This is a genomic window from Variovorax sp. GW821-FHT10C12 (assembly GCF_059415405.1).
In genome coordinates this window covers 1142860-1167120 of sequence record NZ_JBWKNE010000001.1, presented here as the reverse complement: position 1 = coordinate 1167120, position 24261 = coordinate 1142860, and the positions used below count along the sequence as shown (strand labels likewise).

Here is a 24261-nt window from a genome sequence, read left to right as displayed (position 1 = left end):
CGCCCGCCATGCCTTCGATCTCGTTCCGGCCGCTGCAATCCACGGATTTCGCGATGCTCCACGCCTGGCTGTGCCGCCCGCACGTGGCCGAGTGGTGGACGCCGGTGCCGACGCTCGCCGAGGTCGAGGCCGACTTCACGCCGATGCTGGCGCACGACTCGCCCGACCGCGGCTACATCGCACTGCGCGACGGGCAGCCGCTGGGCTTCATCCAGTCGTACGTCGTGATGGGTTCGGGCGACGGCTGGTGGGAAGACGAGCGCGATCCGGGCGCGCGCGGCATCGACCAGTTCCTGGCCCAGGCGGACCAATTGAATCGCGGGCTCGGCAGCGCGATGGTGCGCGCCTTCACCGACCAGCTGTTCGCCGACCCGGCGGTGACGCGCGTGCAGACCGATCCGTCGCCCCGCAACGCCCGCGCGATCCGCAGCTATGCCAAGGCCGGCTTTCGCGCGCTCGGCGAAGTGGTCACGCCCGACGGGCCCGCGCTGCTGATGGTGCGCGAGCGCGGCGTTTAGGCCACAGGCGGTGCGGCGCCGAGGTCGCACCACATGTGGACCTTCGACGAGAACACGCCATCGAGCACGGTGGCCATCGGCTCGACGCCGAAGACCTGGAAGCCGCAGCGCCCGTACAGCGCCTGCGCCGGGCGGTTGCCTTCGGTCACGGTCAGCTGCACCACGCGCACGCCATCGAGCGAGCGTGCATGCGCGAGCAAGGCTTCCACCAGCTGCCGGCCGCCGCCCGCGCGCCGTGCCGATTCCGCCACCACCATGCCGAACAAGGTCGCCTTGTGGCGCGTGCGCTGCCGCGATTCGCGACCCAGCCCCGCCGCGCCGATCAGCGCGCCGGCGGCATCGAAGGCGCCGTACACCACCTCGGCGGCATCGGCGTCCGTGCGCAGGCGCGTCTCCCACCAGGCCGGCGGCAGGCTGGCGCGCTCCTCGACCGTGGACGTGAACGCCTCGGGGTGCCGCGCGTAGGCGTCGAGCATCAGCGCGCGGTAGGCCGGCGCGTCGGCGGGAACCAGGCGGCGAACGGTGGAAGCGGCTTCAGAAACGGGCACAGACGGACTGCCTTTCCTGCAACACCGCCTCTTGCGCGAAGCGCTGGCGGTAGGTGTCGATCAATGCGGCGATGGCCGCGTCGGCCTTCGCGTCGCGCGGGTGCAGCAGCACGACCAGCTTCGAGGGCTCGCGCACCACCTGCCCCGACGTGCCGCGCCACTGGCCGGCGGCGTCGAGCACGGTGAAGCCCTGCGGAAAGGCCGGCGTGGCGAGGGTGTCGAGAAAGTCGGCCCAGTCGGCGTCGGACACCTGGCCGCCCGTGGGGATGGCGCGGCCGAAATAGAGGGTGTCGCGCTCGAAGGCGTCGAAGCCCGCGGCGCAGTGGCCTGGCGGCCCTCCAGCGCAGCCTGCAAGCACCGCAGCGGCCAGCGCGCCCGCCATGCCTGCGCGAGACAGCCTGTGGCGTGCGACGTTCTTCATGCCGGAATCTCGGTCTTGGCTCAGGCCTCGGGCGCGATCGATTCGGCGTACTCGTACAGCGCGCCGAGGATTTCCTCGCCGCGCTCGTCGGCGTTCTCGGACAGCGCATCGACTTCGCTGAACAGCGCCTCGATGGTGCGCGCCCCGCCCTCGCCCTTGAACAGGCGCGCCACGCGCAGCGCTTCCCAGCGCTCGGCTTCTTCCTCGTTCAGCGACTCGGGCCAGTTGCGTGCGCGGTAGCGGAAGAGGATTTCGTCGAGCCGCCCGTCGTCGAAGGCCACACGTTCCTTGGCGAGCCCCTCGGGCGACAGCCCGCGCAGCTGGTTCAGGCGACGGCGGTCGCCGTTGCCGACGAAGCCGCCGTAGAGGTCTTCATCGACATCGGGCGTTGCCTCCTTCGGGCGGGAAAAGACCTGCGACCAGATGGCGCTCATGTCGGGCAGGTCGCGGGCGATGGCGGCGTGGCGCAGGGCGGTGTCCATGTCGACGCCCCAGCGCTCGGCCATGGCCGGTGCCAGCGTGCGCAGGTTGCCGACCACCATCGGCGATTTGTTCAGGTGCACGCTCTTCATTGGCAGCCGCGTCATGCCTTCGGGCAGGTCGGCGGTGCGCGTGAACAGGCGCAGGCGCAGCGTCTCGGCGTCGAGGTCGTGCAGTTCGCTCGGGTCTTGCGACAGGTCCCAAGCAAGCAGTTCGTTCTTGTTGGTCGGGTGGCTGGCCAGCGGCCACATCACGGCCAGGCAACCGCGCTCGACCGGGAACATGCCCGACACGTGCAGGAAGGGCTTCGCGGTCTCGCGCATCGCGGGCAGGCTGAGCTCGATCGCCACGCGGTCCTTCTTGTGCAGGCCGAAGGCGAAGTCGAAGAGCTTGGGCTGCTTGTCGCGAATGAGCCGTGCCAGCGCGATGGTGGCGCGCACGTCGGACAACGCATCGTGCGCCGACTCGTGCAACAGGCCGTTGGCGCGCGCCAGGTCTTCGAGCTTGAAGCTGGGCTTGCCGTCTTCCTTCTTCGGCCATTCGATGCCGTCGGGGCGCAGTGCATAGGTCAGGCGCACCACGTCGAGCAGGTCCCAGCGGCCGCAGTCGTTCTGCCATTCGCGCGCATACGGGTCGATGAGGTTGCGCCAGAACAGGAAGCGCGTGACCTCGTCGTCGAAGCGGATGGTGTTGTAGCCCACGCCGATGGTGCCGGGCTGCGAGAAGGCCTGCTCGATGTGGGCCGCGAACTCGTGCTCGGGAATGCCGCGCTCCAGGCAGATCTGCGGCGTGATGCCGGTGATCAGGCAGGCCTCGGGGCTGGGCAGGTAGTCCGGCGCGGGCTTGCAATAGATCATCAGCGGCTCGCCGACCTCGTTGAGTTCGGCATCGGTGCGGATGGCCGCGAACTGCGAGGGACGGTCGCGGCGCGGCACGGCGCCAAAGGTTTCGTAGTCGTGCCAGAGAAAGGTGTGGTTCATTCAGAGCAAGGGAGAAAACAGTCGCGCAATGGCGTCGCCGAGGCGGCGCCAGAAAGTCTGCGGGCGGTGGGCGCGCACGGCGCCGGAGCTGTGCAGGTCGGTTTCGAACTGCGCCGCCAGCGGCTGGGTCAGCGCGGGTCCGTAGACCACGGCACAGACCTCGAAGTTGAGCCGGAAGCTGCGGTTGTCGAAATTGGCGGTGCCGATCATCGCGCAATGGTCGTCGACCACCAGTGTCTTGGAGTGCAGCATGCGCTCCTTGTACTCCCAGACCTTGACGCCTGCGGCGATCAGCTCGTCGAAGTACGAACGCGCCGCGGCGCTCACGATGGCCGAATCGCTGCGGCGCGGCACGAGCAGCCGCACGTCGACACCGCGCAGCGCCGCGCTGGTCAACGCCATCAGCGCGGGCTCGCCCGGCACGAAGTACGGCGTGGTGAGCCAGGCCCGGCGTGTGGCCGAATGGATCGCCTCGACGTGCATGCGGTGGATGGCCTCGAAAGCGTTGTCGGGGCCGCTGGTGACGATCTGCACCGGGATGTCGCCTGCCTGCACCTGGGGCAGCAGCGCATCCAACACGGCGTCCGAGCGGTGCTGCTTTTCGCCGGTGGCGTAGCTCCAGTCCTCGAGGAAGGTGGTCTGCAGCCAGCGCACGGCGCTGCCTTCAATGCGCACATGCACGTCGTGGTACGCGTCCTTGGGGTTGGTGCGCTTGTCTTCCTCGTCGGTGATGTTCACGCCGCCCGTGAAGCCCACGCGGCCATCGCACACCACGATCTTGCGGTGGGTGCGGTAGTTGGTCACGGGACGCAGGCGCCGGCCGATCTTGGTGTCGTGGAACAGCGCCACTTCCACGCCCGCCGCATGCATCGGCGCCATGAACTTGCGGCCGATGCGCTTGGAGCCGAGCGCATCGAGCAGCAGGCGCACCCGCACGCCGGCCTGCGCGCGCTCGATCAGCAGGTCGCGCAGCGCGGTGCCGATCCGGTCAGGCTCGAAGATGTAGTACTCGAGATGGACGTGGTCGCGCGCCGCGCGCACGGCTTCGAAGATCGCATCGAAGGTGCGCGCACCGCCCGACAGCAGCTCGACACCCGTGGCACTCGACACCGGCAGGCCGCAGGCGGCCGTGCCCAGCCGGGCCATCTGCTGCAGCGCCGGCGGCGCGTGCTGCGAGGCGTCTCGCAGCCGCGCCAGGTCGGCCTGTGCATGCGCGCTCGCCCGGATGCGCAGGCGCTTGAGCCGCTGCTTGCGCAGCCGCTGCGGCCCCAGGAAGTAATAGACGATGAAGCCCGCGAACGGCAGCAGCGCCAGCGACAGGATCCAGCTCATGGTGGACACCGGCGCGCGCTTTTGCATCACGATCCAGATCGACAGCACGGCGATGTAGCCGCTCCACGCCAGGGAGAGGCCGGTTTTCCATTCGTGGCTGAGTTCGGGGAGGATCAAGGCAAAAGCGGTTGAAGGCGGCGTGTTTTCGGCTGGGCCCAAAGAAAAAGGCCAGCAGCGAATGCTACCGGCCTTTGACTTCGTTCCTTGCGGAGGCTCGATCAGCCCGTGGCTGCTTCCTCGGCTTCGGGCTTCGACTTGCCTTCCTTCTTCGGGATCGGCTGGATGTCGAGCAGCACTTCGTCCTTCTCGTCGAGGTCGACTTCGAGGCGACCGCCGTCGGTCAGGCGACCGAACAGCAGCTCGTCGGCCAGCGCACGACGGATCGTGTCCTGGATCAGGCGCTGCATCGGACGTGCACCCATCAGCGGATCGAAGCCCTTCTTCGCCAGGTGCTTGCGCAGCTTGTCGGTGAAGGTGACCTCGACCTTCTTCTCGCTGAGCTGGGTTTCCAGTTGCAGCAGGAACTTGTCGACCACGCGCAGGATGACCTGTTCGTCGAGCGCCTTGAAGTTGACGATGGCGTCCAGACGGTTGCGGAACTCGGGCGTGAACAGGCGCTTGATGTCGCCCATTTCGTCGCCGGCCTGCCGCGCGTTCGTGAAGCCGATGGTCGCCTTGTTCATGGTCTCGGCACCCGCGTTCGTCGTCATGATGATGATGACGTTGCGGAAGTCGGCCTTGCGCCCGTTGTTGTCGGTCAGCGTGCCGTGGTCCATGACCTGCAGCAGCACGTTGAAGATGTCCGGGTGCGCCTTCTCGATTTCGTCGAGCAGCAGCACCGCGTGCGGCTTCTTCGTGACAGCTTCGGTCAGCAGACCGCCCTGGTCGAAACCGACGTAGCCCGGAGGCGCGCCGATCAGGCGGCTCACCGCGTGACGCTCCATGTACTCCGACATGTCGAAGCGGATCAGCTCGATGCCCATGATGTAGGCCAGCTGCTTGGCCGCTTCGGTCTTGCCGACGCCCGTGGGGCCGGAGAACAGGAACGAGCCGATCGGCTTGTCGCCCTTGCCCAGGCCCGAACGCGCCATCTTGACCGCGGAGGCCAGCACTTCGAGTGCCTTGTCCTGGCCGAACACCACGCTCTTGAGGTCGCGCTCGATCGTCTGCAGCTTGCTGCGGTCGTCGTTGCTGACGTTGGCCGGGGGAATGCGCGCGATCTTCGCCACGATTTCCTCGACTTCGGTCTTGCTGATGGTCTTCTTGCGCTTGCTCGGCGGCAGGATGCGCTGGGCGGCGCCGGCTTCGTCGATGACGTCGATCGCCTTGTCGGGCAGGTGACGGTCATTGATGTACTTGGCGCTGAGCTCGGCCGCAGCCTGCAGGGCCGCCACGGCGTACTTCACGCCATGGTGTTCCTCGAAGCGCGACTTCAGGCCCTTGAGGATGTCGACGGTTTCCTGCACCGACGGCTCGACCACGTCGACCTTCTGGAAACGACGCGACAGGGCCGCGTCCTTCTCGAAGATGCCGCGGTATTCCGTGAAGGTGGTGGCGCCGATGCACTTGAGCTGGCCGCTGGAGAGCGCCGGCTTGAGCAGGTTCGACGCGTCGAGCGTGCCGCCCGAGGCTGCGCCCGCACCGATCAGGGTGTGGATTTCGTCGATGAACAGGATGGCGTTCGGCTTGTCCTTGAGCGACTTGATCACGCCCTTCAGGCGCTGTTCGAAGTCACCGCGGTACTTGGTGCCTGCCAGCAACGCGCCCATGTCGAGCGAGAACACCTGCGACTCGGCCAGGATTTCCGGCACGTCGCCCTGGGTGATGCGCCACGCGAGGCCCTCGGCAATCGCCGTCTTGCCCACGCCGGCCTCACCCACCAGCAGCGGGTTGTTCTTGCGCCGGCGGCACAGGATCTGGATGACGCGCTCGACCTCGTACTCGCGGCCGATCAGCGGATCGATCTTGCCGTCCTTGGCCATCTGGTTGAGGTTCTGGGTGAACTGCTCGAGGGGCGAGGCCTTCTCGTTGCGTTCGCCACCGCCCTCCTCGCCTTCACCTTGAGGCGCTTCGCCGCTGCCCTTGACGGCTTCCGGCGGATCGCTCTTCTTGATGCCGTGGGCAATGAAATTGACCACGTCCAGGCGGGTGACGCCCTGCTGGTGCAGGTAGTACACGGCGTGCGAGTCCTTCTCACCGAAGATCGCAACCAGCACGTTGGCGCCGGTGACTTCCTTCTTGCCGTTGCCGGTGGACTGCACATGCATGATGGCGCGCTGGATCACGCGCTGGAAACCCAGGGTGGGCTGGGTGTCTACATCGTCGGTACCCGCCACTTGCGGCGTGTTGTCCTTGATGAAGTTGGTGAGCGACGCCCGCAGGTCGTCGACGTTCGCCGAGCAGGCGCGCAGAACTTCCGCGGCGCTCGGGTTGTCCAGCAAAGCGAGCAGCAGATGTTCCACGGTGATGAACTCGTGGCGTTGCTGCCGGGCCTCGACGAAGGCCATGTGCAAGCTGACTTCCAGTTCCTGGGCAATCATGTGATTTCCTTTTGCCTTGCTGTAAATAAGTTCTCAGATGGGTTGGAGCGCGTGCAATTCAACTGGTTCACGCCACCGGTTCGCTGACACATTGCAGCGGGTGCCCTGCCTGCTGCGCGGCCTCCATCACCTGGTTGACCTTGGTGGCCGCCATGTCGCGGGAATAAACCCCACAGACACCCCGGCCATCGAGGTGGATCTTGAGCATGATCTGGGTCGCCGTTTCTCGGTCCTTGCTGAAATATTCCTGCAGGACGACGATCACGAACTCCATCGGCGTGTAGTCGTCGTTCAGCATGACGACCTGGTACATCTGGGGCGGTGCCGTTTTTTGCGGGCGGCGCTCCAGAACGACCGAATCTCCGTCGTCGCCCGCCGGTTTCTGCGCCGGTGGGGTGTTGGGAGTTTTGGGAATTCTCGTTGCCATGAAAAAGATTCTATAGAGCGTGCAAGCACCGTGCCGACGCCAACAGACTTGGTGACGCCTATTCGACAAATCAAGAGGCATGCGTCGTGTACGACAGCACGAAGACAGACGTAAAAAAACCGGCAGATTGCCGGTCTTTTTTACAGATTGCGCAGAACGGGCCCCTTGGGTGCCGGCAATTTCCGGCCCGGCACCCGGGTCGGAACCGGCAGATCGGGCGGCAAGGCGTCGATTTCTTCATCGGTGAGTTCGCGCTCGGGTGCCGGCTCTGCCTCCCGGTGAACAGCGGCGGGCAGCGCGAGCGGAACCGGTGCGGTTTGCGGCTCCGAATCCTCATGCAAGACGGGTGCTGGTGGCGATGCTCTCGGCCGCTGCGGGGGTGAAGGTGCAGCGGGCGACACAACCGGCCCTCCTCTTCTGCCCGGCAAGGTAGGGGGCGCTGGCGACAACGCCCGCCATTCGACCAGCCGTCGCGCGTCCTGCTCTGCCTGCCAGTGCGCCAGCGCCAAGCGTTGCGCTTCCTGGTGCATGGCCTGTTGCTGCCCGAGCAACGCCAACTCGGCGCGGATCGCCTGCCGCGTCTGTTCGCGCTCCGCATCCCAGGCACGGTGCTGCGCGTCGAGTTGCCTGCCAAGCCTGTACGAGAACGCCCAGAGGCCCAGCAAAGCGCCCGCGGCGCCGACCGCGAAGCAGACGACAAGGAAATTGGCCTGGATCAGCGTCACAGCGAAGCCTCCTCGTCGGCATCCCATTTGCGCAGCAAGTCGAGTGGAATGGCATCGGCCACCTGGGAAAACCGCAGGCCGGTCATGCGTTCGGCCTGCTTGAGCAACACGGCGACAGGACTGCTCGGTTCGTGGTTCTCGAACCATCGACGGGCCTTGCGGATGTCACGCAGGATGTCGTCGCGTGTCGCCAGGCCCTCACCGGTTGGCGTGCTTGCCGGCCACGACGGAAGCGGATCAGGTCTTGTTGCGGCCGCGACAGGCGGCGCCGACGATCCGTTTCGCTGGAACGGGGCCAGCAATCGCACCAGCGCATGCAGCGGAGGCGCGTCCGGCCCCAGGTGCTGGGCAGCCCAGGCGACGATCTGCGCCGCCGCCTCAGCGGCTTGCGCCAACAGGCGCAGCGGCGCCTGGTCGTTGCCCGAAGCGGCGGCCGCCAGGTCTGCCAACTGCTGGGCCATGGCCTCCGGACTGGCTGCGTCCAGCGCCCGGGGCATAGCGAAGGCGCGCTCGACTTCACGCACCGTCAGGTGCCGCGCGGCGTTGGCGGCAATGACGACTTCTCGCACATCGCTCAACAGGCCCTCCAGCCTGGATTGAAGTGCGACGACAGCTGCAACTTCGTCCGTCACCATTCGCCCCACGGGAATTCCCGTCCAGTCGGCCACGATGCTCGCAACCACGGCCTCATCGACCTGGGGAAAAATCAGAGGCAGCTCCTTCTGGTGTGCGACAAGCTCTCGCTCCAGGGTCACCAGCTGCGCCGAGGGCGCATCCCCCTCGGCGCAGCTCGGCCCTCCCGCCTCCTCCCTCTTCTTTGTTCTCAATCCATGAATCGTGCGAACCAGTGCAAGCTCGTCTTGCCATCGCGCCTCGTGCTGGGACAACGTGCGCTGCGCGGCGTCGAGTTGCGTTCTGGCAGCATCAAGGCGCAGCACTCTTTCCTCGCTGCCGTGAATGACAACGCCCTCTTGAGCAAGCAGCTCAAGTTCGACCTCAAGCGCTGTGATGCGGTGCCGCCATTGCGCGACTTCAGGCGGCGGCGCATGAAGCGACATGGCGACACGCGCGCATGCAGTGTCCAGCAGACTGATGGCCTTGTCAGGCAGCTGACGTGCCGGGATATAGCGAAGCGACAGGGTCACAGCGGCACGCACAGCTTCATCGAGCACGAGCACGCCGTGGTGCTCGGCGAAGGTGGCGACAAGGCCGCGCACCATCTCGATCGCGGCAACTTCGTCGGGCTCTGCGACCTGAAGCGTCTGAAAGCGCCGCGTCAGCGCCGGGTCCTTCTCGATGTGGCGCTTGTATTCGCTCCAGGTGGTGGCACCGATCGTGCGCAAGGTTCCTCGTGCAAGCGCTGGCTTGAGCAGGTTGGCGGCATCGCCGGTTCCGGATTGCCCGCCCGCACCGACCAAGGTGTGCACCTCGTCGATGAAGAGGATGACGGGCTGCACCGACTTGCCCGCCTCTTCCAGCAAGGCCTTGAGGCGGGACTCGAACTCCCCGCGCATGCTTGCGCCGGCCAACAACGCTCCGACATCGAGGCTCCACAGGCGGCAGTTCTTCAGATCGGGAGGAACCTCGCCTTGCGCGATGGCCAACGCGAGCCCCTCGACCACCGCCGTCTTGCCGACGCCCGCATCTCCTGTGAGCAAGGGATTGTTCTGACGGCGACGCAGCAGGATGTCGACCATCGTGCGGATCTCGTGTCCGCGCCCGATGACCGGATCGATCTGCCCTTGAGACGCGCGCTCGGTCAGATCCGTGCAGTAGCGCCGCAACGCCGACTTGCCGTCCGACGTCGCATCCGCGAGCGCCCCGCTGGCCTCGCCAGGCAGCGCCGACGGCAGACCGGAGCCATCGTGCGGTCCTTCTTGGCCTTCGGGAGAGCCGACCACGATGGCGCTGACGACCTCTGTCAGTTGATCTGCGGGGATTCGCAGGAATGCAGGCGAGATACCAAGAAGCACGCGCCTCAGTTCCGGCGTCTGAAGCAGCGCGGCAAGCAGCCAGGCACCGCGCACGCAATGCGCGCCGAACTCGAGGCTGGACAGCACCCACGCGCGCTCGATGGCAGCTTCGATGTGGCTGGAAAAATCGGTCAGTGACGTTGCACCGGATGGCAGGCTGGACAACGCCGATGCGAAGTCTTTCTCGATGGCTTGCGCGTCGATCTGGTAGTGCCGGCAGATGCGGTGCAGATCGCTGTCGTTGAGCTGCCAGAGCTGGTGAATCCAGTGCGTCAGCTCAACGTACGGATTGCCGCGCAGCTTGGCAAATGCGGTGGCGGATTCGATGCCGCGAAACAAGGTGAGATTGAGCTTGCCGAACAGCGCCCGCCGAGAGATCGTCATTGGGCGATCTGCCGTGCAGCATGCACGCCTTGTTCGATCGGACCATCTGAGACACTCGATGTCGTCGCGCCGACTCTTGCGTTCTTTTCCCTCACTTTGCGCCCCCTATGCTTCTTGGAATGGGCGCGATTCTGGCGGCTTGCTGCGAGGCAAACACAGCACAGTTTCTACCAATAGTTAAACGTAGGAAGCGGCCTCTTGATCCGTGATGTTTGCCCACGGCTCCTTACGTTCGCAAGACAAAGGAGGTATTTCAATAACGATATCGAGGATGCGACAGGCAAGAAAAAACCCTCGAGTCCTTTCGGAAGCTCGAGGGCTTGGCGTGGGCCTGACGCTTGTCGGTGTCAGCGCCTGCAATTACATGTTGTCGATCATGACCTGACCGAAGCCAGAGCAGCTCACTTGCGTCGCGCCGTCCATCAGGCGTGCGAAGTCGTAGGTGACCTTCTTGCTGGCGATCGACTTTTCCATCGAACTGATGATCAGGTCGGCCGCTTCGGTCCAGCCCATGTGGCGCAGCATCATTTCGGCGGACAGGATCTCGGAACCCGGGTTCACATAGTCCTTGCCGGCGTACTTTGGGGCCGTGCCGTGGGTGGCTTCGAACATGGCGACGGTGTCGCTCAGGTTCGCGCCCGGTGCGATGCCGATGCCGCCGACCTGTGCGGCCAGCGCGTCGGACACGTAGTCGCCGTTGAGGTTCAGCGTGGCGATCACGCTGTATTCGGCGGGACGCAGCAGGATCTGCTGCAGGAACGCGTCGGCGATGCTGTCCTTGACGGTGATTTCCTTGCCCGTTCGGGGGTTCTTGAACTTCATCCACGGGCCGCCGTCGATCAGCTCGGCGCCGAACTCCTTGGCGGCCAGGTTGTAGCCCCAATCACGGAATCCACCTTCGGTGAACTTCATGATGTTGCCCTTGTGGACCAGAGTGACGCTGGGCTTGTCGTTGTCGATGGCGTACTGGAAGGCCTTACGCACCAAGCGCTCGGTGCCTTCGCGCGAGACGGGCTTGACGCCGATGCCCGAGGTGTTCGGGAAGCGGATCTTCTTGACGCCCATCTCGTCCTGCAGGAACTTGATGAGCTTCTTGGCCTTCTCGCTCTCGGCTTCGAACTCGATGCCGGCGTAGATGTCCTCCGAGTTCTCGCGGAAGATGACCATGTTGGTCTTGTGCGGCTCGCGCACCGGGCTGGGCACGCCCTCGAAATACTGGATGGGTCGCAGGCAGACGTACAGGTCGAGCTCCTGGCGCAGTGCCACGTTCAGCGAGCGGATGCCGCCGCCGACGGGCGTGGTCAGCGGGCCCTTGATGGACACCACATAGTCACGCACCGCGTGCAGGGTTTCCTCGGGGAGCCAGACATCGGGGCCGTAGACCTTGGTCGATTTCTCGCCCGCGTAGACCTCCATCCAGTGGATCTTCTTCTTGCCGCCGTAGGCCTTGGCCACGGCAGCGTCCACCACCTTGAGCATCACCGGCGTGATGTCCAGCCCGGTGCCGTCGCCTTCGATGAACGGAATGATGGGCTGATCGGGCACATTGAGCGAATTGTCAGCGTTGACCGTGATCTTCTGGCCTTCGGTCGGGACTTTGATGTGCTGATAGCTGGACATGAGGGGACTTGACTCCGGGAGTGACGTAATTCGAACGACTGTCTGCGAATACAGACAGCGAGGGAGAATCGCTGTACAGCGAGCTAACAAATCGCTGTACATTTTAGACGCAACCCATCAGCGAGCAATTGTCAACCGTAGGGCGATAGCGCCCGTTACTGGCTGACCTTCTGCTCGCCGGGAGGCGTTTCCAACCAATTCTCGATAGAGGAATCATCAATGAGCAAACTTCTCGCAGTCATGATCGCTGGCCTGTTCGCCGCTGGCGCGTACGCCCAGAACCCGGCCGGCACCACGCCCGAACAAGGCAACGCGACCAACAGCAAGCCGCAAGCTCGCGCTGAAGCCAAGAAGGAAGCCAAGCCCGCTGGCCAAGTGGCTCCCGCTGCTGGCGACATCGCCAAGACGCCTGAAGGCGGCGCCTTCGGTGCCGACAAGGCTGGCGTTGCTGGCGAAAAGCGCGCCAAGACCCGCGACGATCGTCGTCGCAACAAGGACGGCAGCGTGAAGCGCAAGGCCACCCAAGGCGGCACGCCTGACATGCCCGGCGCCAAGTAAGCCGGACTGTCCCCCCTGAAAGAAGCGCTCTCCGGAGCGCTTTTTTTCGTTCGCAGTTTTGTTCAACCACTGTCAACCGGGGTTCTTGAGGTCCGTTGAATGAAGACCTTCCGCAGGGAGGTGATCCATATCAACAATCTCAAAGGATTTCTCATGAACAAGCTGATCGCAGCCCTGGTCGCCGGCCTCTTCGCAGCCGGTGCATTCGCCCAAGCCGCCGAACCCGCTCCCGCAGCGCCGGCCGCTCCCGCCGTCCACAAGGCCAAGGCCAAGCACACGGTCAAGAAGCACAAGGTGCGCCACGTCTCCAAGGCCCACGCCGCCGCCAAGAAGGTGTAAGCTTTCGAGCTCCCGGCAATGCCCGCTTCAGCGGGCATTTTTATTGGTCACGGGCCGACCTTCTGGGTCCCGGCCCCGAAAGAGTCATCCGATGTTTCAGCGTCTCGCCGCGCTGCTTCTGGTGTCCGCGTCCTTCCTGGCGCCGGCCCACGCGCAGCAGCAAATCCAACCGCAACCCCAAACCGATCTGGCACGCACGCAGTTGTCGGTCGGCCTCTACAAGATCGATGCGCAGGTGGCGCAATCGCCCCGCGAACGCGAGATCGGCCTGATGTTCCGCAAGACGATGCCGCAGGCCGAGGGCATGATCTTCGTGTTCGAGCAGCCGGCCACGCAATGCTTCTGGATGCGCAACACGCTGCTGCCGCTGACCGCCGCCTTCGTGGCCGACGACGGCCGCATCGTCAATCTGGTCGACATGCAGCCGATGACCGAGAACTCGCATTGCTCCGAGGAGCCGGTGCGCTACGTGCTCGAAATGAACCAGGGCTGGTTCGCCAAGAAGAACATCAAGAAGGGCGCCAAGCTCGGCGGAGAGCTGTTCTTCGCCGCCAAACGCTGAAATCAGCGCCCGTAAAAAAGCCGACCCGCAGGTCGGCTTTTTTCATGGCGAGCGCCGGGTCCGGCTTCAGCCGAAGTTCTTCGCAGCGAAGTCCCAGTTGGCCAGCTTGGCCAGGAAGGTCTCGACGAACTTCGGGCGCAGGTTGCGGTAGTCGATGTAGTACGCGTGTTCCCACACGTCCACCGTCAGCAGCGCGGTGTCGGCGGTGGTCAGCGGCGTGCCGGCGGCGCCGGTGTTCACGATGTCCACCGAGCCGTCGGCCTTCTTCACCAGCCAGGTCCAGCCCGAGCCGAAGTTGCCCACGGCCGACTTCACGAAGGCTTCCTTGAAGGCGTCGTAGCTGCCCCACTTGGCGTCGATGGCCTTGGCCAGCGCGCCGGTGGGTGCGCCGCCGCCCTGGGGCTTCATGCAGTTCCAGAAGAAGGTGTGGTTCCAGATCTGGGCGGCGTTGTTGTAGATGCCGCCGCTGGACTTCTTGACGATCTCTTCGAGCGTCATCGCTTCGAACTCGGTGCCCTTTTGCAAGTTGTTCAGGTTCACCACGTAGGCGTTGTGGTGCTTGCCGTGGTGATACTCGAGCGTTTCCTTCGAATACTCAGGGGCCAGTGCGTCGATGGCGTATGGCAGGGGTGGGAGCACATGTTCCATGGTTTTTTCTCGTGGGTTGGTTGTGGAGAATGAAGGATTCTAGGAAGTAATCAGGGGGCCGGCGTCGGACGTGTTCCCGTCGCACCGCCGGGCATCACGGTCAGGTCGACCGAGCCATCCGAAAGGCGTGCGACGACAGCATCGCCGGCCTGCAGGCTGCCTGCACTGACGATCGCGCGGCCTTCGCCGTCGGTCAGCAAGGCATAGCCGCGCTGCAGCACCAGGGCCGGGTCGAGCAGCCGCAGGCGCAGGGCCACGCGCTCGAGCCGCTCGCGCCGCTGCGTCAGCGAACGCGAGAACTTCGCGGAGAAATCGGTGGCGATGGCCTGTGGCACCTGCCCCAGACGCTCGCGGCGCGACAGCACCGCGTAGTGCAGCCGCTGCGCGTGATGCGCCAGCCGCAGCTGCTGGCGCGCCACCAAGCCCGAAGGACGGCCCAGCCGCGCCGCTGCCTGATCCAGCCGTTGGCCGAGCACGTCGAGCCGTCCGCCCAGCGCATCGCCGAGCCGTTCGTCGAGCAGGTCGAGCGCCCCGAGCCACAGGTCGCGCGGCGCGCTGACGAGTTCGGCGGCGGCCGTGGGTGTCGGCGCGCGCAGGTCGGCGCAGAAGTCGGCAATCGTGAAATCGGTTTCGTGCCCCACGCCGCTGATCACAGGCACGGGACTTTGCACGATGGTGCGCGCCAGCGTTTCGTCGTTGAAGGCCCAGAGGTCCTCGATCGAGCCACCGCCGCGCACCAGCAGGATCACGTCGACGGCCGGCTCCAGCGTGTAGAGCGACTGCAAGGCGCGCACCAGCTCGCCCGGCGCGCTGGTGCCCTGCACTGCCGCCGGCGCCAGCACCACGGGAATATGTGGGACGCGCCGCCGCAGCGCGGTCACGACGTCATGCAACGCCGCGGCGCCCAGCGAGGTGACGACGCCCACTGCACGCGGCATGGACGGCAGCGCCCGCTTGCGCGCCGGATCGAACAAGCCCTCGGCTTCGAGGCGCGCCTTGCGCTGCAGGAACTGCTCGAACAGCGCGCCCTGCCCCGCGCGCCGCAGGCTTTCGACCACCAATTGCAGGTCGCCGCGCGGCTCGTACACCGCCAGCCGACCACGCACCTCGACCTGGTCGCCGTCACGCGGTGTGAAGTCGAGCAGGCCGGCCGCCCGGCGGAACATCGCGCAGCGCAGCTGGCCGGATTCGTCCTTGAGCGAGAAATAGCAATGACCGCTCGACGCACGCGAGAAACCCGAAATTTCTCCGCGCACCGAGACCGGGTTGAAACGCGCGTCGAGCGCATCGGCCACCGCGCGGCACAGCGCGCCCACGGCCCACACGCGCGGCCCGGGCGCTGCATTCGGCTCCATGAAGCTCATCGCGTCCCTCCGCCACCGACGGCCACTCTTCCACAACGGGCGCTGCGCCCCCCACTTTGGAGGGGTATGGTGGAACAGATGCACGAGTTCTCGTGCAAGCTGTTGATTTCATTAAAAAAAGTGCTGCTCAAAATTCAATCGATCTAACGAAAAGCCCGTCCCATGCGGGTTCGGAGACATTGCGCCACGGGTTAATCACAAAGTTATCCACAGAATCTGTGCGTCCTTGCCGACACGCAAACAAGCCGCGAGCCGATGGTGGCTCGGTGGATAATCGCCGCGCATTTGCAGTCTACGGGCCGGAGGATTTTCTTGTTTTCCATCATTGTTGCCGCGGGCTGGCCAATCTGGCCATTGCTCGCCTGTTCGGTCATCGCACTCGCGCTGGTCATTGAACGTTTCACCAGCCTCAAGACCGTCAAGGTCCTGCCGCCGAAGCTGCTGGACGAGACCATCACCGTGTCGCGCGGCGCGGTTCCCGGCCCCGACGTCGTGACCAAACTGGAAAGCAACTCGATGCTCGGCCAGGTGCTGGCCGCCGGCCTGCGCGCGCTGAACGCCAACCCGCGCTGCACCGAAGAAGACCTGCGCGCCGCCATGGAGGCCTCGGGCCGCACCGTGGCGCACAAGCTGGAGCGCTATCTGCCGGCGCTGGCCACCATCGCCTCGGCCGCGCCGCTGCTCGGCCTGCTGGGCACGGTGATCGGCATGATCGAGATCTTCGGCTCGCAGTCGCCCGGCAGCGGTGCCGTCGGTTCGGGCAACCCGGCGCAGCTGGCGCACGGCATCTCGATCGCGCTGTACAACACCGCCTTCGGCCTGATCGTGGCCATTCCGACGCTGATCTTCTGGCGCTACTTCCGCAGCCGCGTCGACGAGTACCTGCTGAACCTCGAACTCTCGGGTGAGCGCTTCGCACGCCACCTGAACGCCCTGCGCAAATGAGCTCGCGTGGCCGCATGCAGTTTCGCCACGGCGCGCGCGACGAGCCGGAGATCAACCTGATCCCGTTCATCGACGTGCTGCTGGTCGTGCTGATCTTCCTGATGCTGTCGACCACCTACAGCAAGTTCACCGAGATGCAGCTGCGGCTGCCGACCGCGGACGTCGACGCCCAGCGCGACTACCCGAAAGAGGTGATCGTGGCGGTGTCGGCCGACGGCCGCTACGTGATCAACAAGTCGCCGCTGGCGGACCGCAGCGTCGACACCGTGGCCGCCGCGCTCGGTGCTGCCGCCACCGGTGGCAAGGACAGCGTCGTGATCATCAGCGCCGATGCCGCCAGCCCGCACCAGGCCGTGGTGACGGTGATGGAGGCTGCGCGCCGCGCCGGCCTGATGCAGATCACCTTCGCCGCCCAGTCGACGGCCCAGGCCGGTCACTGAGTGTCGACCGGCGCGCGGCTGCAGGATGCCTGGCTGCGCCGCGGTGCGCTGGCCTGCCTGCTGTGGCCACTGTCGCTGGTCTATGGCGCCCTCTTCGCGCTGCGGCGCGCCTTTTACCGATGGGGCTGGCAGAAGACCGGACGCGTGCCGGTTCCTGTAATCGTGGTCGGCAACGTGATCGCAGGCGGGGCCGGCAAGACACCGGTCGTGATGGCCGTCGTGTGCCATCTTCAGGCGCGCGGGCTGCGCGTGGGCGTGGTGTCGCGGGGCTATGGCCGGCGTACAGACGACTGCCGCGAAGTCCTGCCCGACAGCGATCCGCAGGACATCGGCGACGAGCCCGCGCTGATCCACCATGCCACCGGCGCGCCCGTCTTCGTGGCCCGGCAGCGCATCGAGGCCGCACGCGCCCTGCTCGAACAGCACCCGGCCACCCAAATCATCGTCAGCGACGACGGCCTTCAGCACCTGGCGCTGGCGCGCGACATCGAGATCTGCGTGTTCGACGACCGCGGTATCGGCAACGGCTGGCTGTTGCCCGCCGGCCCCCTGCGCGAGCCGTGGCCGCGCCATTGCGACCTGCTGCTGCACAGCGGCGAGCGGCCCGCCTTCGCCGATGGCTACACCGCCACCCGCGAACTGGCGCCGTACGCCCTCGCGAAGGATGGCCGCCGCATCCCGCTCGACACGCTCGCCGGCCAGCCCGTGATCGCGCTTGCTGCCATCGCCCGGCCGCAAGCCTTCTTCACGATGCTGCACGCACGTGGCCTGACGCTCGCAGACACCCTCGCGCTGCCCGACCACCACGACTTCACCGGCTGGCAACGCCCGGCCGGCTCCGCCCTGCCGCTTGTCTGCACGGAGAAAGACGCCGTCAAGCTCTGGCATCAGGCGCCCGACGCGCTCGCCGTGCCGCTGCACTTCGAACCCTCGCCGGCGTTCTTCGCCGCCCTCGACGCGAAGCTATCATCGCTCGATGGATACCAAGCTGCTTGAACTGCTCGTCTGCCCCGTCACCAAGGGCCCGCTGACCTGGAACGCCGAGAAGCAGGAACTCTGCTCGCGCAGTGCGCGACTCGCCTACCCGGTGCGCGACGGCATCCCGGTGCTGCTCGAGAACGAGGCCCGCACGCTGTCCGACGAAGAGCTGGGCCTGTGAGCTTCACCGTTCTGGTGCCGGCCCGGCTGGCTTCGACGCGACTTCCCAACAAACCGCTGGCCGACATCGCCGGCCTGCCGATGGTCGTGCGCGTGGCGCAACGCGCCCGCCAGTCCGGCGCCCTTCGCGTGGTGGTGGCCGGCGACGACGCCGCCATCATCGAAGCCTGCAAGGCGCACGGTGTCGAGGCCCTGCTGACCCGCCAGGACCACGCCAGCGGCACCGACCGCTTGGCCGAAGCCTGCGAACAACTCGGGCTCGATGGCGACGCGATCGTCGTCAACGTGCAGGGCGACGAGCCGCTGATCGACCCCGCGCTGATCGACGCCGTCGCCGCCACGCTGGCCGCGCGCCCGCAGGCCGCCATGAGCACCGCCGTCCACGCGATCGATTCGCTGGCCGACTTCATGAACCCGAACGTCGTGAAGGCCGTGCTCGACGCACAAGGTCATGCGCTCTATTTCAGCCGCGCACCGATCCCCTGGTGGCGCGACGGTTCTTCGGGCGGTGCGGCGCCCACGGTGCTGCCCAGCCCCGCACCGCTGCGCCATATCGGCATCTACGGCTATCGCGCGGGCTTCGTGCGGCAATTTCCGTTGCTGTCGCCAGCACCCGTCGAAGCCACCGAAGCGCTCGAACAGCTGCGCGCGCTGTGGCACGGGCACCGCATCGCGGTGCATGTGAGCGATGTCGCCCCGGGCCCCGGGATCGACACGCCCGAAGACCTGGCGCGCGTGCGCGCGGTCTTCGCAGCCGGCTCGCCTGCGTGAACTGCCCGCCGTCCCCGAGGGAACGGCGGCAATTTGTCACGGGCACGCATGCTATCCTCGACGCAATTCCGCCTCGGCGCGCCTGAGGGCGCGCATGGGGCGCGACACAAAATCTAAGAACCTTCCGAGGACACCATGAGACTTATTTTGCTGGGCGCGCCCGGAGCAGGCAAAGGCACGCAAGCGACCTTCATCTGCCAGAAATACGGCATTCCCCAAATTTCGACCGGCGACATGTTGCGCGCCGCCGTCAAGGCAGGCACCCCCCTCGGGCTGCAGGCCAAGACGATCATGGATTCGGGTGCACTGGTCAGCGACGACCTGATCATCAACCTCGTGAAGGAACGCATCGCGCAGCCCGACTGCAACGGCGGCTTCCTGTTCGATGGCTTCCCGCGCACCATTCCGCAAGCCGACGCCATGAAGGCGGCCGGCGTCAAGCTCGACTACGTGCTCGAGATCGATGTGCCCTTCGGCGACATCATCGAACGCATGAGCGGTCGTCGCTCGCACCCGGCATCGGGCCGCACCTACCACGTCAAGTTCAATCCGCCGAAGGTGGAAGGCAAGGACGACGTGACCGGTGAAGAGCTGATCCAGCGCGAAGACGACAAGGAAGAGACCGTGCGCAAGCGGCTCGACGTCTATAGCCAGCAGACCCGTCCGCTGGTCGACTACTACTCGGCCTGGGCCAAGGCCGATCCGGCCGCCGCGCCGAAGTACCGCGCCATCCAGGGCGTGGGCACGGTCGACGAGATCACGCAGCGCGCGCTTGCCGCATTGAACAGCTGATCCGTCAGCCTTCTTAGCCGCCCTCCGACTCTGGCAGGGCAGCCACTCCCAACAGTTCCAGCACCAGCGCGACCCGCGCCTTCACCGGCGTGAGTGCACCCGCATCCCGCAGCCCATCCCCGGGTTTCGGCAGGATGCGTCCGTTCGTGCAGCGCGTGGCGCGCAGCACCGCCACGCCGGCGGCCTGCGCCTTCAGCGCCGCAGCTTCCAGCGCGTGGTGCACCGTGCCGTTGCCGGTCGCGGCCACGACCAGTCCGCGCAAGGGTTCAGCCGACGGAAGCAGGAGCGCCTCGACGATCGCACCGCTCGCACCCGCGTGGCTCATGACGATCTCGACGCAGGGCCACGGCTTCGCCACGGCCGCCAGCCGCGCCGCATCGAACGGCGCCCCCTGCGGCCACGCGCGAACGCGCCGCACCTCACCCTCTTCCACATACCCGACAGGCCCCGCATCGCCCGACGCGAAGGCATCGAGGCGATAGGTGTGCACCTTCTGCACATCGAGGCCGCTGTGGACCGTGCCCGCGCAGACCACCGTCACGCCCCGCGCGCCAGGCGTCGAAGCCAGCACGAGCGCGTCGCGCACGTTCTGCGGACCATCAGGCGACAGGGCCGTCGCCGGACGCATCGCACACGTCAGCACCACCGGCTTGGCGGGCGCCAGCACGGCGTGCAGGAAGAAGGCGGTTTCCTCCAGCGTGTCGGTGCCGTGCGTGACCACGATGCCCGCCACGTCGGGCTGCGCCAGCCAGTGCGCACAGCGCGCGGCCAGCTGGCGCCAGGTGTCGGCGTCCATGTCCTTGCTGTCGAGCTGCGCGACCTGCTCCGCCACCAGCGTCACGCCGGCCGGCGCCTCGATGCCGCCCAGCAGGTCCGCCACCCCCACCTGCCCGGCGGTGTAGCCGATGTTGTCGCCGCTGCTGGCAGCCTTGCCGGCAATGGTGCCGCCGGTGCCCAGCACCACCACGCGGCGCGTCTCGGACGAAGAGGAATGAGTCATGGCTTGTCAACTTTTGAAAACTGGTTAAAAATACAGGTACTGGATATCTAGCCAGTGCCGCAAGGAAACCACTATGCAGTTCGCAGTGAAGCTTACCGCCCGCCAGCAGCAGATCCTGGACCTGATCCAGGCCGCCATCGCACGCACCGGCGCGCCACCCACGCGCGCCGAAATCGCCAACGAGCTGGGCTTCAAGTCGGCCAACGCCGCCGAAGAGCACCTGCAGGCGCTGGCCCGCAAGGGCGTCATCGAGCTCGTCAGCGGCACCTCGCGCGGCATCCGCCTCAAGGGCGATGCGCTGCGCTCGCTACACGAAACGCGCCACCGCGAAGGCAACCAGTTCTCGCTCTCGCTGCCCGGCATGGCCCAGCTCGCGCTGCCGCTCATCGGCCGTGTGGCGGCGGGTTCGCCCATCCTCGCGCAAGAGCACGTCGACCAGACCTACTACGTCGAGAACACGCTGTTCCAGCGCCAGCCCGACTACCTGCTCAAGGTGCGCGGCATGTCCATGCGCGACGCCGGCATCATGGACGGCGACCTGCTCGCCGTGCAGGCCACCAAGGAAGCACGCAACGGCCAGATCGTGGTGGCCCGCCTCGGCGAAGAAGTCACCGTGAAGCGCCTGAAGCGCAACAAACAGGTGATCGAGCTGCACGCCGAAAACCCCGACTACCCGACCATCATCGTCCAGCCCGGCGAGCCCTTCGAAATCGAAGGCCTCGCGGTCGGCCTCATCCGCAACACCATGCTGATGTAGGTCTCGGGCCTGCTGCCAACGGCAGCAGCACCTCATCCGGCCGCGACAGGTGGCGGGCGTATGGCGTGAAGTCGCCATCACCCTGTTGCGGCCGATTCAAGAAATCCTGCCTGTGTTCAACCTCATACTTTTTTGGAGTTCACATGGGAATCGCCCTCCTCGCCATCGCCGACCTCTGGTCGCCCCTGCAATCGCTGGCGACCCGCTGGATGCCCGCCCGCCGCCCGTCGCACGGTGACAGCAGCGACGCTGCAGCCGGTCTGCGCTACGTGGCCATTCGCCCGGCCTGCACGGCACGCACCGCCGGCGGCCCGGCGCCGGCCACATCGCCATCCGCCGCCGCGACACCCGCCCGCCCGCTGCGCGTGGTCCGTGTGGTCGATCGGCAAGGCTCGCAGCGCGGCTGCGCCAACCGGGTCGTGATTTCCGGCCGCATGGCCGACGTGTGCGCCGAACTCGACCGGCTCGCCGCTCTGGAAGCTGCGGAAACCGGGAGCGGCACGCCCCGCCCCAGCCACCTGCACTGAGAAGGTGCGAACGAGCCCGCCGTGCCTGCGCGCCCCGCACGCGCATGGCGGATTCACCCCCAACGGCCTGAAACAGGCCTCCCGGGCGCCATCTGGCACGGGGTATCCAAACGTTCACACGTGCGACGTGCCGATGCTGCGAGGCACAATGGCATGCCATGAACATTGTGATCCTCGACGATTACCAGGACGCCGTGCGCAAGCTGCAGTGCGCCGCCAAACTGGACGCCTATGCCGCCAAGGTCTACACCAACACGGTCAAGGGCATCGGCCAACTGTCGGTTCGCCTCAAGGATGCGGACGTCATCGTGCTCATCCGCGAGCGCAGCCAGATCTCTCGCCAACTGATCGAGAAGCTGCCCAAGCTCAAGCTGATTTCCCAAACCGGCCGCGTCGGCGGCCACATCGACGTCACGGCCTGCACCGAACGCGGTGTGGCGGTGGCCGAAGGCTCGGGCTCGCCGCAGGCGCCCGCCGAACTCACCTGGGCGCTGATCATGGCGGCCATGCGCCGCCTGCCGCAGTACATCAGCAACCTCAAGCACGGGGCCTGGCAGCAGTCGGGCCTCAAGTCGGCGTCGATGCCGCCGAATTTCGGCGTGGGCTCGGTGCTCAAGGGCAAGACGCTGTGCATCTGGGGCTACGGCCGCATCGGCCAGCTGGTGGCCCGCTACGGGCAGGCCTTCGGCATGCAGGTCGTGATCTGGGGCCGCGAGGCCAGCTGCGCCAAGGCGCGCTCCGACGGCTTCCAGGTGGCACAGAGCCGTCACGAATTCTTTGCCGCGGCCGACGTGTTGTCGGTGCACCTGCGGCTCAACGAGGACACCCAGGGCCTCGTCAAGCTCGAAGACCTCTCCCGCATGAAGCCGACGGCGCTGTTCGTCAACACGTCGCGCGCCGAGCTGGTGGAGGCCGATGCCCTGCTGGCCGCACTCAACCGCGGGCGCCCCGGACTGGCCGCCATCGACGTGTTCGAGAGCGAGCCGCCGCTGCAGGGCCATGCGCTGCTGCGCCTCGAAAACTGTATCTGCACGCCGCACATCGGCTACGTGGAGCAGGAAAGCTACGAGAGCTACTTCGGCCAGGCGTTCGACAACGTCGTGAGCTACATCAACGGCAACCCCACGAACATCGTGAATCCCGGCGCGCTGCAGGTTCGCCGGTGAGTTCATGAGCCGGCCCGCGCCGCAGCGAGGCGCGCTCTGGGCGCTGCTGGCCGGCAATTTCGTGATCGGCACGGGCGTGATGGTCGTGCCCGGCACCCTCAATGAAATCAGCGTCTCGCTGGCGATCCAGGTCGCCACGGCGGGCCAGCTGATCACTGCAGCCGCCTTCGTGATGTGCCTGGGCGCCCCGCTGCTGGCCGCTGCGGTCGCCGGCTGGGACCGCCGCAAGCTGCTCGCCCTCACCCTGCTCTGGTACGCCGCGTGGCACGTGGTTGCGGCGCTCATGCCCAGCTTCGGCGCACTGCTGCCGGTGCGCATGCTGACGGTGATCGCCCCCGCCATCTTCACGCCCCAGGCCGCGGCCTGCGCCGGCATGCTGGTGCCGCCCGAGCAGCGCGGGCGCGCCGTGACCTTCGTCTTTCTCGGCTGGTCGGTGGCCTCGGTGCTGGGCCTGCCGATCGGCGCGCTGATCGGCGGCCACCTGGGCTGGCGCATGGCCTTCATGGCCATCGCTGCGCTCAGTGTCGTGAGCGCCGCCTCGGTGTGGTTCACGCTGCCCAACGGCATCCGGCCCGCCGCGCTCACGGCCGCCGCCTGGTCGCGCGTGCTGCGCAGCCCGGTGCTGATGGGCATCGTGTCGGTCACGGCGCTGCAGGGTGTCGGCCAGTTCGTGCTGTTCAGCTATTTCGGCCCGCTGCTCAAGCAGGGCTTCGGCGCCGACGCCAACACGCTGAGCCTGATGTGGGCGCTGTTCGGCGCTTTCGGCCTGCTGGGCAACATGGTGGTCAGCCGCTACATCGACCGCGTCGGCGCCGGGCGCATGGTGTTGCTGACGACCGGGCTGATCGCGCTGAGCCTGCTGCTGTGGCCGCTGGCCAGCACGCTCGCATGGCTCGCGGTGGTGCTCGTGCCCTGGGGCCTGGGCTGCTTTGCCACCAATTCCTCGCAGCAGGCGCGCCTCGTGGGGCTGGCGCCCGCCCTGGCGCCGGGCTCGGTGGCGCTCAACAGCTCGGGCATCTACATCGGCCAGGCCCTGGGTGCGGCACTGGGCGGCTGGCTGCTGGCGAACGACGCCACCGAGTGGATGAGCCGGGTCGGTTTTGCACTGATGCTGCTGGCGATGGGCCTGAGCATCGCCATCGACCGCAGCCGCCGCCCGGCCTGATTCCGATGCCCCGCGTAACACCCGGGGCGCGGGCCTCCCGCGAGATTGCAAAATCGGAGCTTTCGTCCGCGCCGCGCACCCGCGCCGGCGCGGCCGCCCCGGACACCCACCAACCCATGAG

Annotated in this window: 26 protein-coding genes; 14 read left to right on the top strand and 12 right to left on the bottom strand. The window is 66.6% G+C overall.

Annotated features, from left to right (window positions below; genetic code table 11):
• Positions 1–8: 8 nt before the first annotated feature.
• Positions 9–518, top strand: a complete 510-nt coding sequence (locus AC07OH_RS05615) for a GNAT family N-acetyltransferase (RefSeq protein WP_495299881.1) — start codon at positions 9–11, stop codon at positions 516–518.
• Here the strand turns inward: AC07OH_RS05615 and AC07OH_RS05610 are convergent.
• The 9 genes from AC07OH_RS05610 to icd all read right to left on the bottom strand — a co-directional run bounded on the left by AC07OH_RS05610 (position 515) and on the right by icd (position 11948).
• Positions 515–1066: a GNAT family N-acetyltransferase gene (locus AC07OH_RS05610; RefSeq protein WP_495299880.1), complete on the bottom strand. Its 552-nt coding sequence runs from the start codon at positions 1064–1066 to the stop codon at positions 515–517. The genes AC07OH_RS05615 and AC07OH_RS05610 overlap by 4 nt on opposite strands.
• Positions 1053–1487: a DUF3574 domain-containing protein gene (locus tag AC07OH_RS05605; RefSeq protein ID WP_495299879.1), complete on the bottom strand. Its 435-nt coding sequence runs from the start codon at positions 1485–1487 to the stop codon at positions 1053–1055. Before AC07OH_RS05605 ends, AC07OH_RS05610 begins: the two co-directional genes overlap by 14 nt.
• A 20-nt stretch (positions 1488–1507) precedes the next feature.
• The gene (gene sbcB, locus AC07OH_RS05600; protein ID WP_495299878.1) at positions 1508–2947 is read right to left on the bottom strand and encodes an exodeoxyribonuclease I; all 1440 of its coding nucleotides are present in this window, start codon (positions 2945–2947) and stop codon (positions 1508–1510) included.
• Entirely contained in the window at positions 2948–4396 is a 1449-nt protein-coding gene (gene cls, locus AC07OH_RS05595) for a cardiolipin synthase (protein WP_495299877.1), read from the bottom strand.
• Positions 4397–4497: 101 nt separating this feature from the next.
• Positions 4498–6819 carry an ATP-dependent Clp protease ATP-binding subunit ClpA gene (clpA, locus tag AC07OH_RS05590; protein WP_070060555.1) on the bottom strand — a complete coding sequence of 774 codons (2322 nt, stop codon included), beginning with the start codon at positions 6817–6819 and terminating at the stop codon, positions 4498–4500.
• A gap of 67 nt (positions 6820–6886) precedes the next feature.
• Positions 6887–7246 (bottom strand): ATP-dependent Clp protease adapter ClpS, encoded by a 360-nt coding sequence (clpS, locus tag AC07OH_RS05585; RefSeq protein ID WP_070060554.1) that lies wholly within the window; start codon positions 7244–7246, stop codon positions 6887–6889.
• 140 nt (positions 7247–7386) lie between these two features.
• Entirely contained in the window at positions 7387–7971 is a 585-nt protein-coding gene (locus tag AC07OH_RS05580) for a hypothetical protein (protein ID WP_495299876.1), read from the bottom strand.
• The gene (locus tag AC07OH_RS05575; protein WP_495299875.1) at positions 7968–10328 is read right to left on the bottom strand and encodes an AAA family ATPase; all 2361 of its coding nucleotides are present in this window, start codon (positions 10326–10328) and stop codon (positions 7968–7970) included. The genes AC07OH_RS05580 and AC07OH_RS05575 overlap by 4 nt, the downstream gene beginning before the upstream one ends.
• A gap of 360 nt (positions 10329–10688) precedes the next feature.
• Positions 10689–11948: an NADP-dependent isocitrate dehydrogenase gene (icd, locus tag AC07OH_RS05570; protein WP_489056875.1), complete on the bottom strand. Its 1260-nt coding sequence runs from the start codon at positions 11946–11948 to the stop codon at positions 10689–10691.
• 219 nt (positions 11949–12167) lie between these two features.
• Here icd and AC07OH_RS05565 point away from each other — a divergent pair, with 219 nt between their 5' ends.
• From AC07OH_RS05565 to AC07OH_RS05555, 3 genes are all read left to right on the top strand, one after another.
• Positions 12168–12506: a hypothetical protein gene (locus tag AC07OH_RS05565; RefSeq protein ID WP_062471494.1), complete on the top strand. Its 339-nt coding sequence runs from the start codon at positions 12168–12170 to the stop codon at positions 12504–12506.
• A gap of 153 nt (positions 12507–12659) precedes the next feature.
• Positions 12660–12845 carry a hypothetical protein gene (locus AC07OH_RS05560; RefSeq protein WP_062471496.1) on the top strand — a complete coding sequence of 62 codons (186 nt, stop codon included), beginning with the start codon at positions 12660–12662 and terminating at the stop codon, positions 12843–12845.
• 91 nt (positions 12846–12936) lie between these two features.
• Positions 12937–13407, top strand: a complete 471-nt coding sequence (locus tag AC07OH_RS05555) for a DUF192 domain-containing protein (protein ID WP_495299874.1) — start codon at positions 12937–12939, stop codon at positions 13405–13407.
• Positions 13408–13473: 66 nt separating this feature from the next.
• Here the strand turns inward: AC07OH_RS05555 and AC07OH_RS05550 are convergent, their stop codons facing one another.
• The gene (locus AC07OH_RS05550) at positions 13474–14055 is read right to left on the bottom strand and encodes a superoxide dismutase (RefSeq protein ID WP_095745206.1); all 582 of its coding nucleotides are present in this window, start codon (positions 14053–14055) and stop codon (positions 13474–13476) included.
• 50 nt (positions 14056–14105) lie between these two features.
• Positions 14106–15419, bottom strand: coding sequence for an exodeoxyribonuclease VII large subunit (gene xseA, locus AC07OH_RS05545; protein ID WP_495299873.1), 1314 nt, complete (start codon positions 15417–15419; stop codon positions 14106–14108).
• A gap of 312 nt (positions 15420–15731) precedes the next feature.
• On the opposite strand from xseA, the gene AC07OH_RS05540 reads away from it, so the two are divergent.
• The 6 genes from AC07OH_RS05540 (at position 15732) to adk (ending at position 19525) form a co-directional block, all read left to right on the top strand.
• The gene (locus AC07OH_RS05540; protein ID WP_070060550.1) at positions 15732–16364 is read left to right on the top strand and encodes a MotA/TolQ/ExbB proton channel family protein; all 633 of its coding nucleotides are present in this window, start codon (positions 15732–15734) and stop codon (positions 16362–16364) included.
• Between the two features lie 14 nt (positions 16365–16378).
• Positions 16379–16804 carry an ExbD/TolR family protein gene (locus tag AC07OH_RS05535; protein WP_062471507.1) on the top strand — a complete coding sequence of 142 codons (426 nt, stop codon included), beginning with the start codon at positions 16379–16381 and terminating at the stop codon, positions 16802–16804.
• Complete coding sequence (lpxK, locus tag AC07OH_RS05530; RefSeq protein WP_495299872.1) at positions 16805–17800, top strand: tetraacyldisaccharide 4'-kinase; 996 nt, start codon at positions 16805–16807, stop codon at positions 17798–17800.
• Positions 17781–17963 carry a Trm112 family protein gene (locus AC07OH_RS05525; protein WP_013541700.1) on the top strand — a complete coding sequence of 61 codons (183 nt, stop codon included), beginning with the start codon at positions 17781–17783 and terminating at the stop codon, positions 17961–17963. Before lpxK ends, AC07OH_RS05525 begins: the two co-directional genes overlap by 20 nt.
• A complete protein-coding gene (gene kdsB, locus AC07OH_RS05520; protein WP_495299871.1) occupies positions 17960–18733 on the top strand; it encodes a 3-deoxy-manno-octulosonate cytidylyltransferase in 774 nt (257 codons plus the stop codon). The genes AC07OH_RS05525 and kdsB overlap by 4 nt, the downstream gene beginning before the upstream one ends.
• 135 nt (positions 18734–18868) lie before the next feature.
• Positions 18869–19525, top strand: a complete 657-nt coding sequence (gene adk, locus AC07OH_RS05515; RefSeq protein WP_056581227.1) for an adenylate kinase — start codon at positions 18869–18871, stop codon at positions 19523–19525.
• A 13-nt stretch (positions 19526–19538) separates the two neighbouring features.
• On the opposite strand, the gene AC07OH_RS05510 is transcribed toward adk, so the two are convergent.
• Positions 19539–20525 carry an asparaginase gene (locus tag AC07OH_RS05510; protein ID WP_495299870.1) on the bottom strand — a complete coding sequence of 329 codons (987 nt, stop codon included), beginning with the start codon at positions 20523–20525 and terminating at the stop codon, positions 19539–19541.
• A gap of 73 nt (positions 20526–20598) precedes the next feature.
• Here AC07OH_RS05510 and lexA point away from each other — a divergent pair, with 73 nt between their 5' ends.
• From lexA to AC07OH_RS05490, 4 genes are all read left to right on the top strand, one after another.
• A complete protein-coding gene (gene lexA / locus AC07OH_RS05505) occupies positions 20599–21282 on the top strand; it encodes a transcriptional repressor LexA (RefSeq protein ID WP_056581233.1) in 684 nt (227 codons plus the stop codon).
• A gap of 143 nt (positions 21283–21425) precedes the next feature.
• Positions 21426–21809 (top strand): hypothetical protein, encoded by a 384-nt coding sequence (locus tag AC07OH_RS05500; RefSeq protein WP_495299869.1) that lies wholly within the window; start codon positions 21426–21428, stop codon positions 21807–21809.
• A 158-nt stretch (positions 21810–21967) separates the two neighbouring features.
• Positions 21968–22975 carry a D-2-hydroxyacid dehydrogenase family protein gene (locus AC07OH_RS05495; protein WP_489056884.1) on the top strand — a complete coding sequence of 336 codons (1008 nt, stop codon included), beginning with the start codon at positions 21968–21970 and terminating at the stop codon, positions 22973–22975.
• A gap of 4 nt (positions 22976–22979) precedes the next feature.
• On the top strand, positions 22980–24140 hold the full coding sequence (locus AC07OH_RS05490) for an MFS transporter (RefSeq protein ID WP_495299868.1): 1161 nt from the start codon (positions 22980–22982) through the stop codon (positions 24138–24140).
• Positions 24141–24261 lie beyond the last annotated feature (121 nt).

Coding starts and splice junctions, on each gene's coding strand:
- AC07OH_RS05615 (WP_495299881.1), top strand. CDS start 9: ATGCCTTCGATCTCGTTCCGGCCGCTGCAATCCACGGATTTCGCGATG.
- AC07OH_RS05605 (WP_495299879.1), bottom strand. CDS start 1,487: ATGAAGAACGTCGCACGCCACAGGCTGTCTCGCGCAGGCATGGCGGGC.
- sbcB (WP_495299878.1), bottom strand. CDS start 2,947: ATGAACCACACCTTTCTCTGGCACGACTACGAAACCTTTGGCGCCGTG.
- clpA (WP_070060555.1), bottom strand. CDS start 6,819: ATGATTGCCCAGGAACTGGAAGTCAGCTTGCACATGGCCTTCGTCGAG.
- clpS (WP_070060554.1), bottom strand. CDS start 7,246: ATGGCAACGAGAATTCCCAAAACTCCCAACACCCCACCGGCGCAGAAA.
- AC07OH_RS05575 (WP_495299875.1), bottom strand. CDS start 10,328: ATGACGATCTCTCGGCGGGCGCTGTTCGGCAAGCTCAATCTCACCTTG.
- icd (WP_489056875.1), bottom strand. CDS start 11,948: ATGTCCAGCTATCAGCACATCAAAGTCCCGACCGAAGGCCAGAAGATC.
- AC07OH_RS05565 (WP_062471494.1), top strand. CDS start 12,168: ATGAGCAAACTTCTCGCAGTCATGATCGCTGGCCTGTTCGCCGCTGGC.
- AC07OH_RS05560 (WP_062471496.1), top strand. CDS start 12,660: ATGAACAAGCTGATCGCAGCCCTGGTCGCCGGCCTCTTCGCAGCCGGT.
- AC07OH_RS05555 (WP_495299874.1), top strand. CDS start 12,937: ATGTTTCAGCGTCTCGCCGCGCTGCTTCTGGTGTCCGCGTCCTTCCTG.
- AC07OH_RS05550 (WP_095745206.1), bottom strand. CDS start 14,055: ATGGAACATGTGCTCCCACCCCTGCCATACGCCATCGACGCACTGGCC.
- xseA (WP_495299873.1), bottom strand. CDS start 15,419: ATGAGCTTCATGGAGCCGAATGCAGCGCCCGGGCCGCGCGTGTGGGCC.
- AC07OH_RS05535 (WP_062471507.1), top strand. CDS start 16,379: ATGCAGTTTCGCCACGGCGCGCGCGACGAGCCGGAGATCAACCTGATC.
- AC07OH_RS05525 (WP_013541700.1), top strand. CDS start 17,781: ATGGATACCAAGCTGCTTGAACTGCTCGTCTGCCCCGTCACCAAGGGC.
- adk (WP_056581227.1), top strand. CDS start 18,869: ATGAGACTTATTTTGCTGGGCGCGCCCGGAGCAGGCAAAGGCACGCAA.
- AC07OH_RS05510 (WP_495299870.1), bottom strand. CDS start 20,525: ATGACTCATTCCTCTTCGTCCGAGACGCGCCGCGTGGTGGTGCTGGGC.
- lexA (WP_056581233.1), top strand. CDS start 20,599: ATGCAGTTCGCAGTGAAGCTTACCGCCCGCCAGCAGCAGATCCTGGAC.
- AC07OH_RS05500 (WP_495299869.1), top strand. CDS start 21,426: ATGGGAATCGCCCTCCTCGCCATCGCCGACCTCTGGTCGCCCCTGCAA.
- AC07OH_RS05495 (WP_489056884.1), top strand. CDS start 21,968: ATGAACATTGTGATCCTCGACGATTACCAGGACGCCGTGCGCAAGCTG.
- AC07OH_RS05490 (WP_495299868.1), top strand. CDS start 22,980: ATGAGCCGGCCCGCGCCGCAGCGAGGCGCGCTCTGGGCGCTGCTGGCC.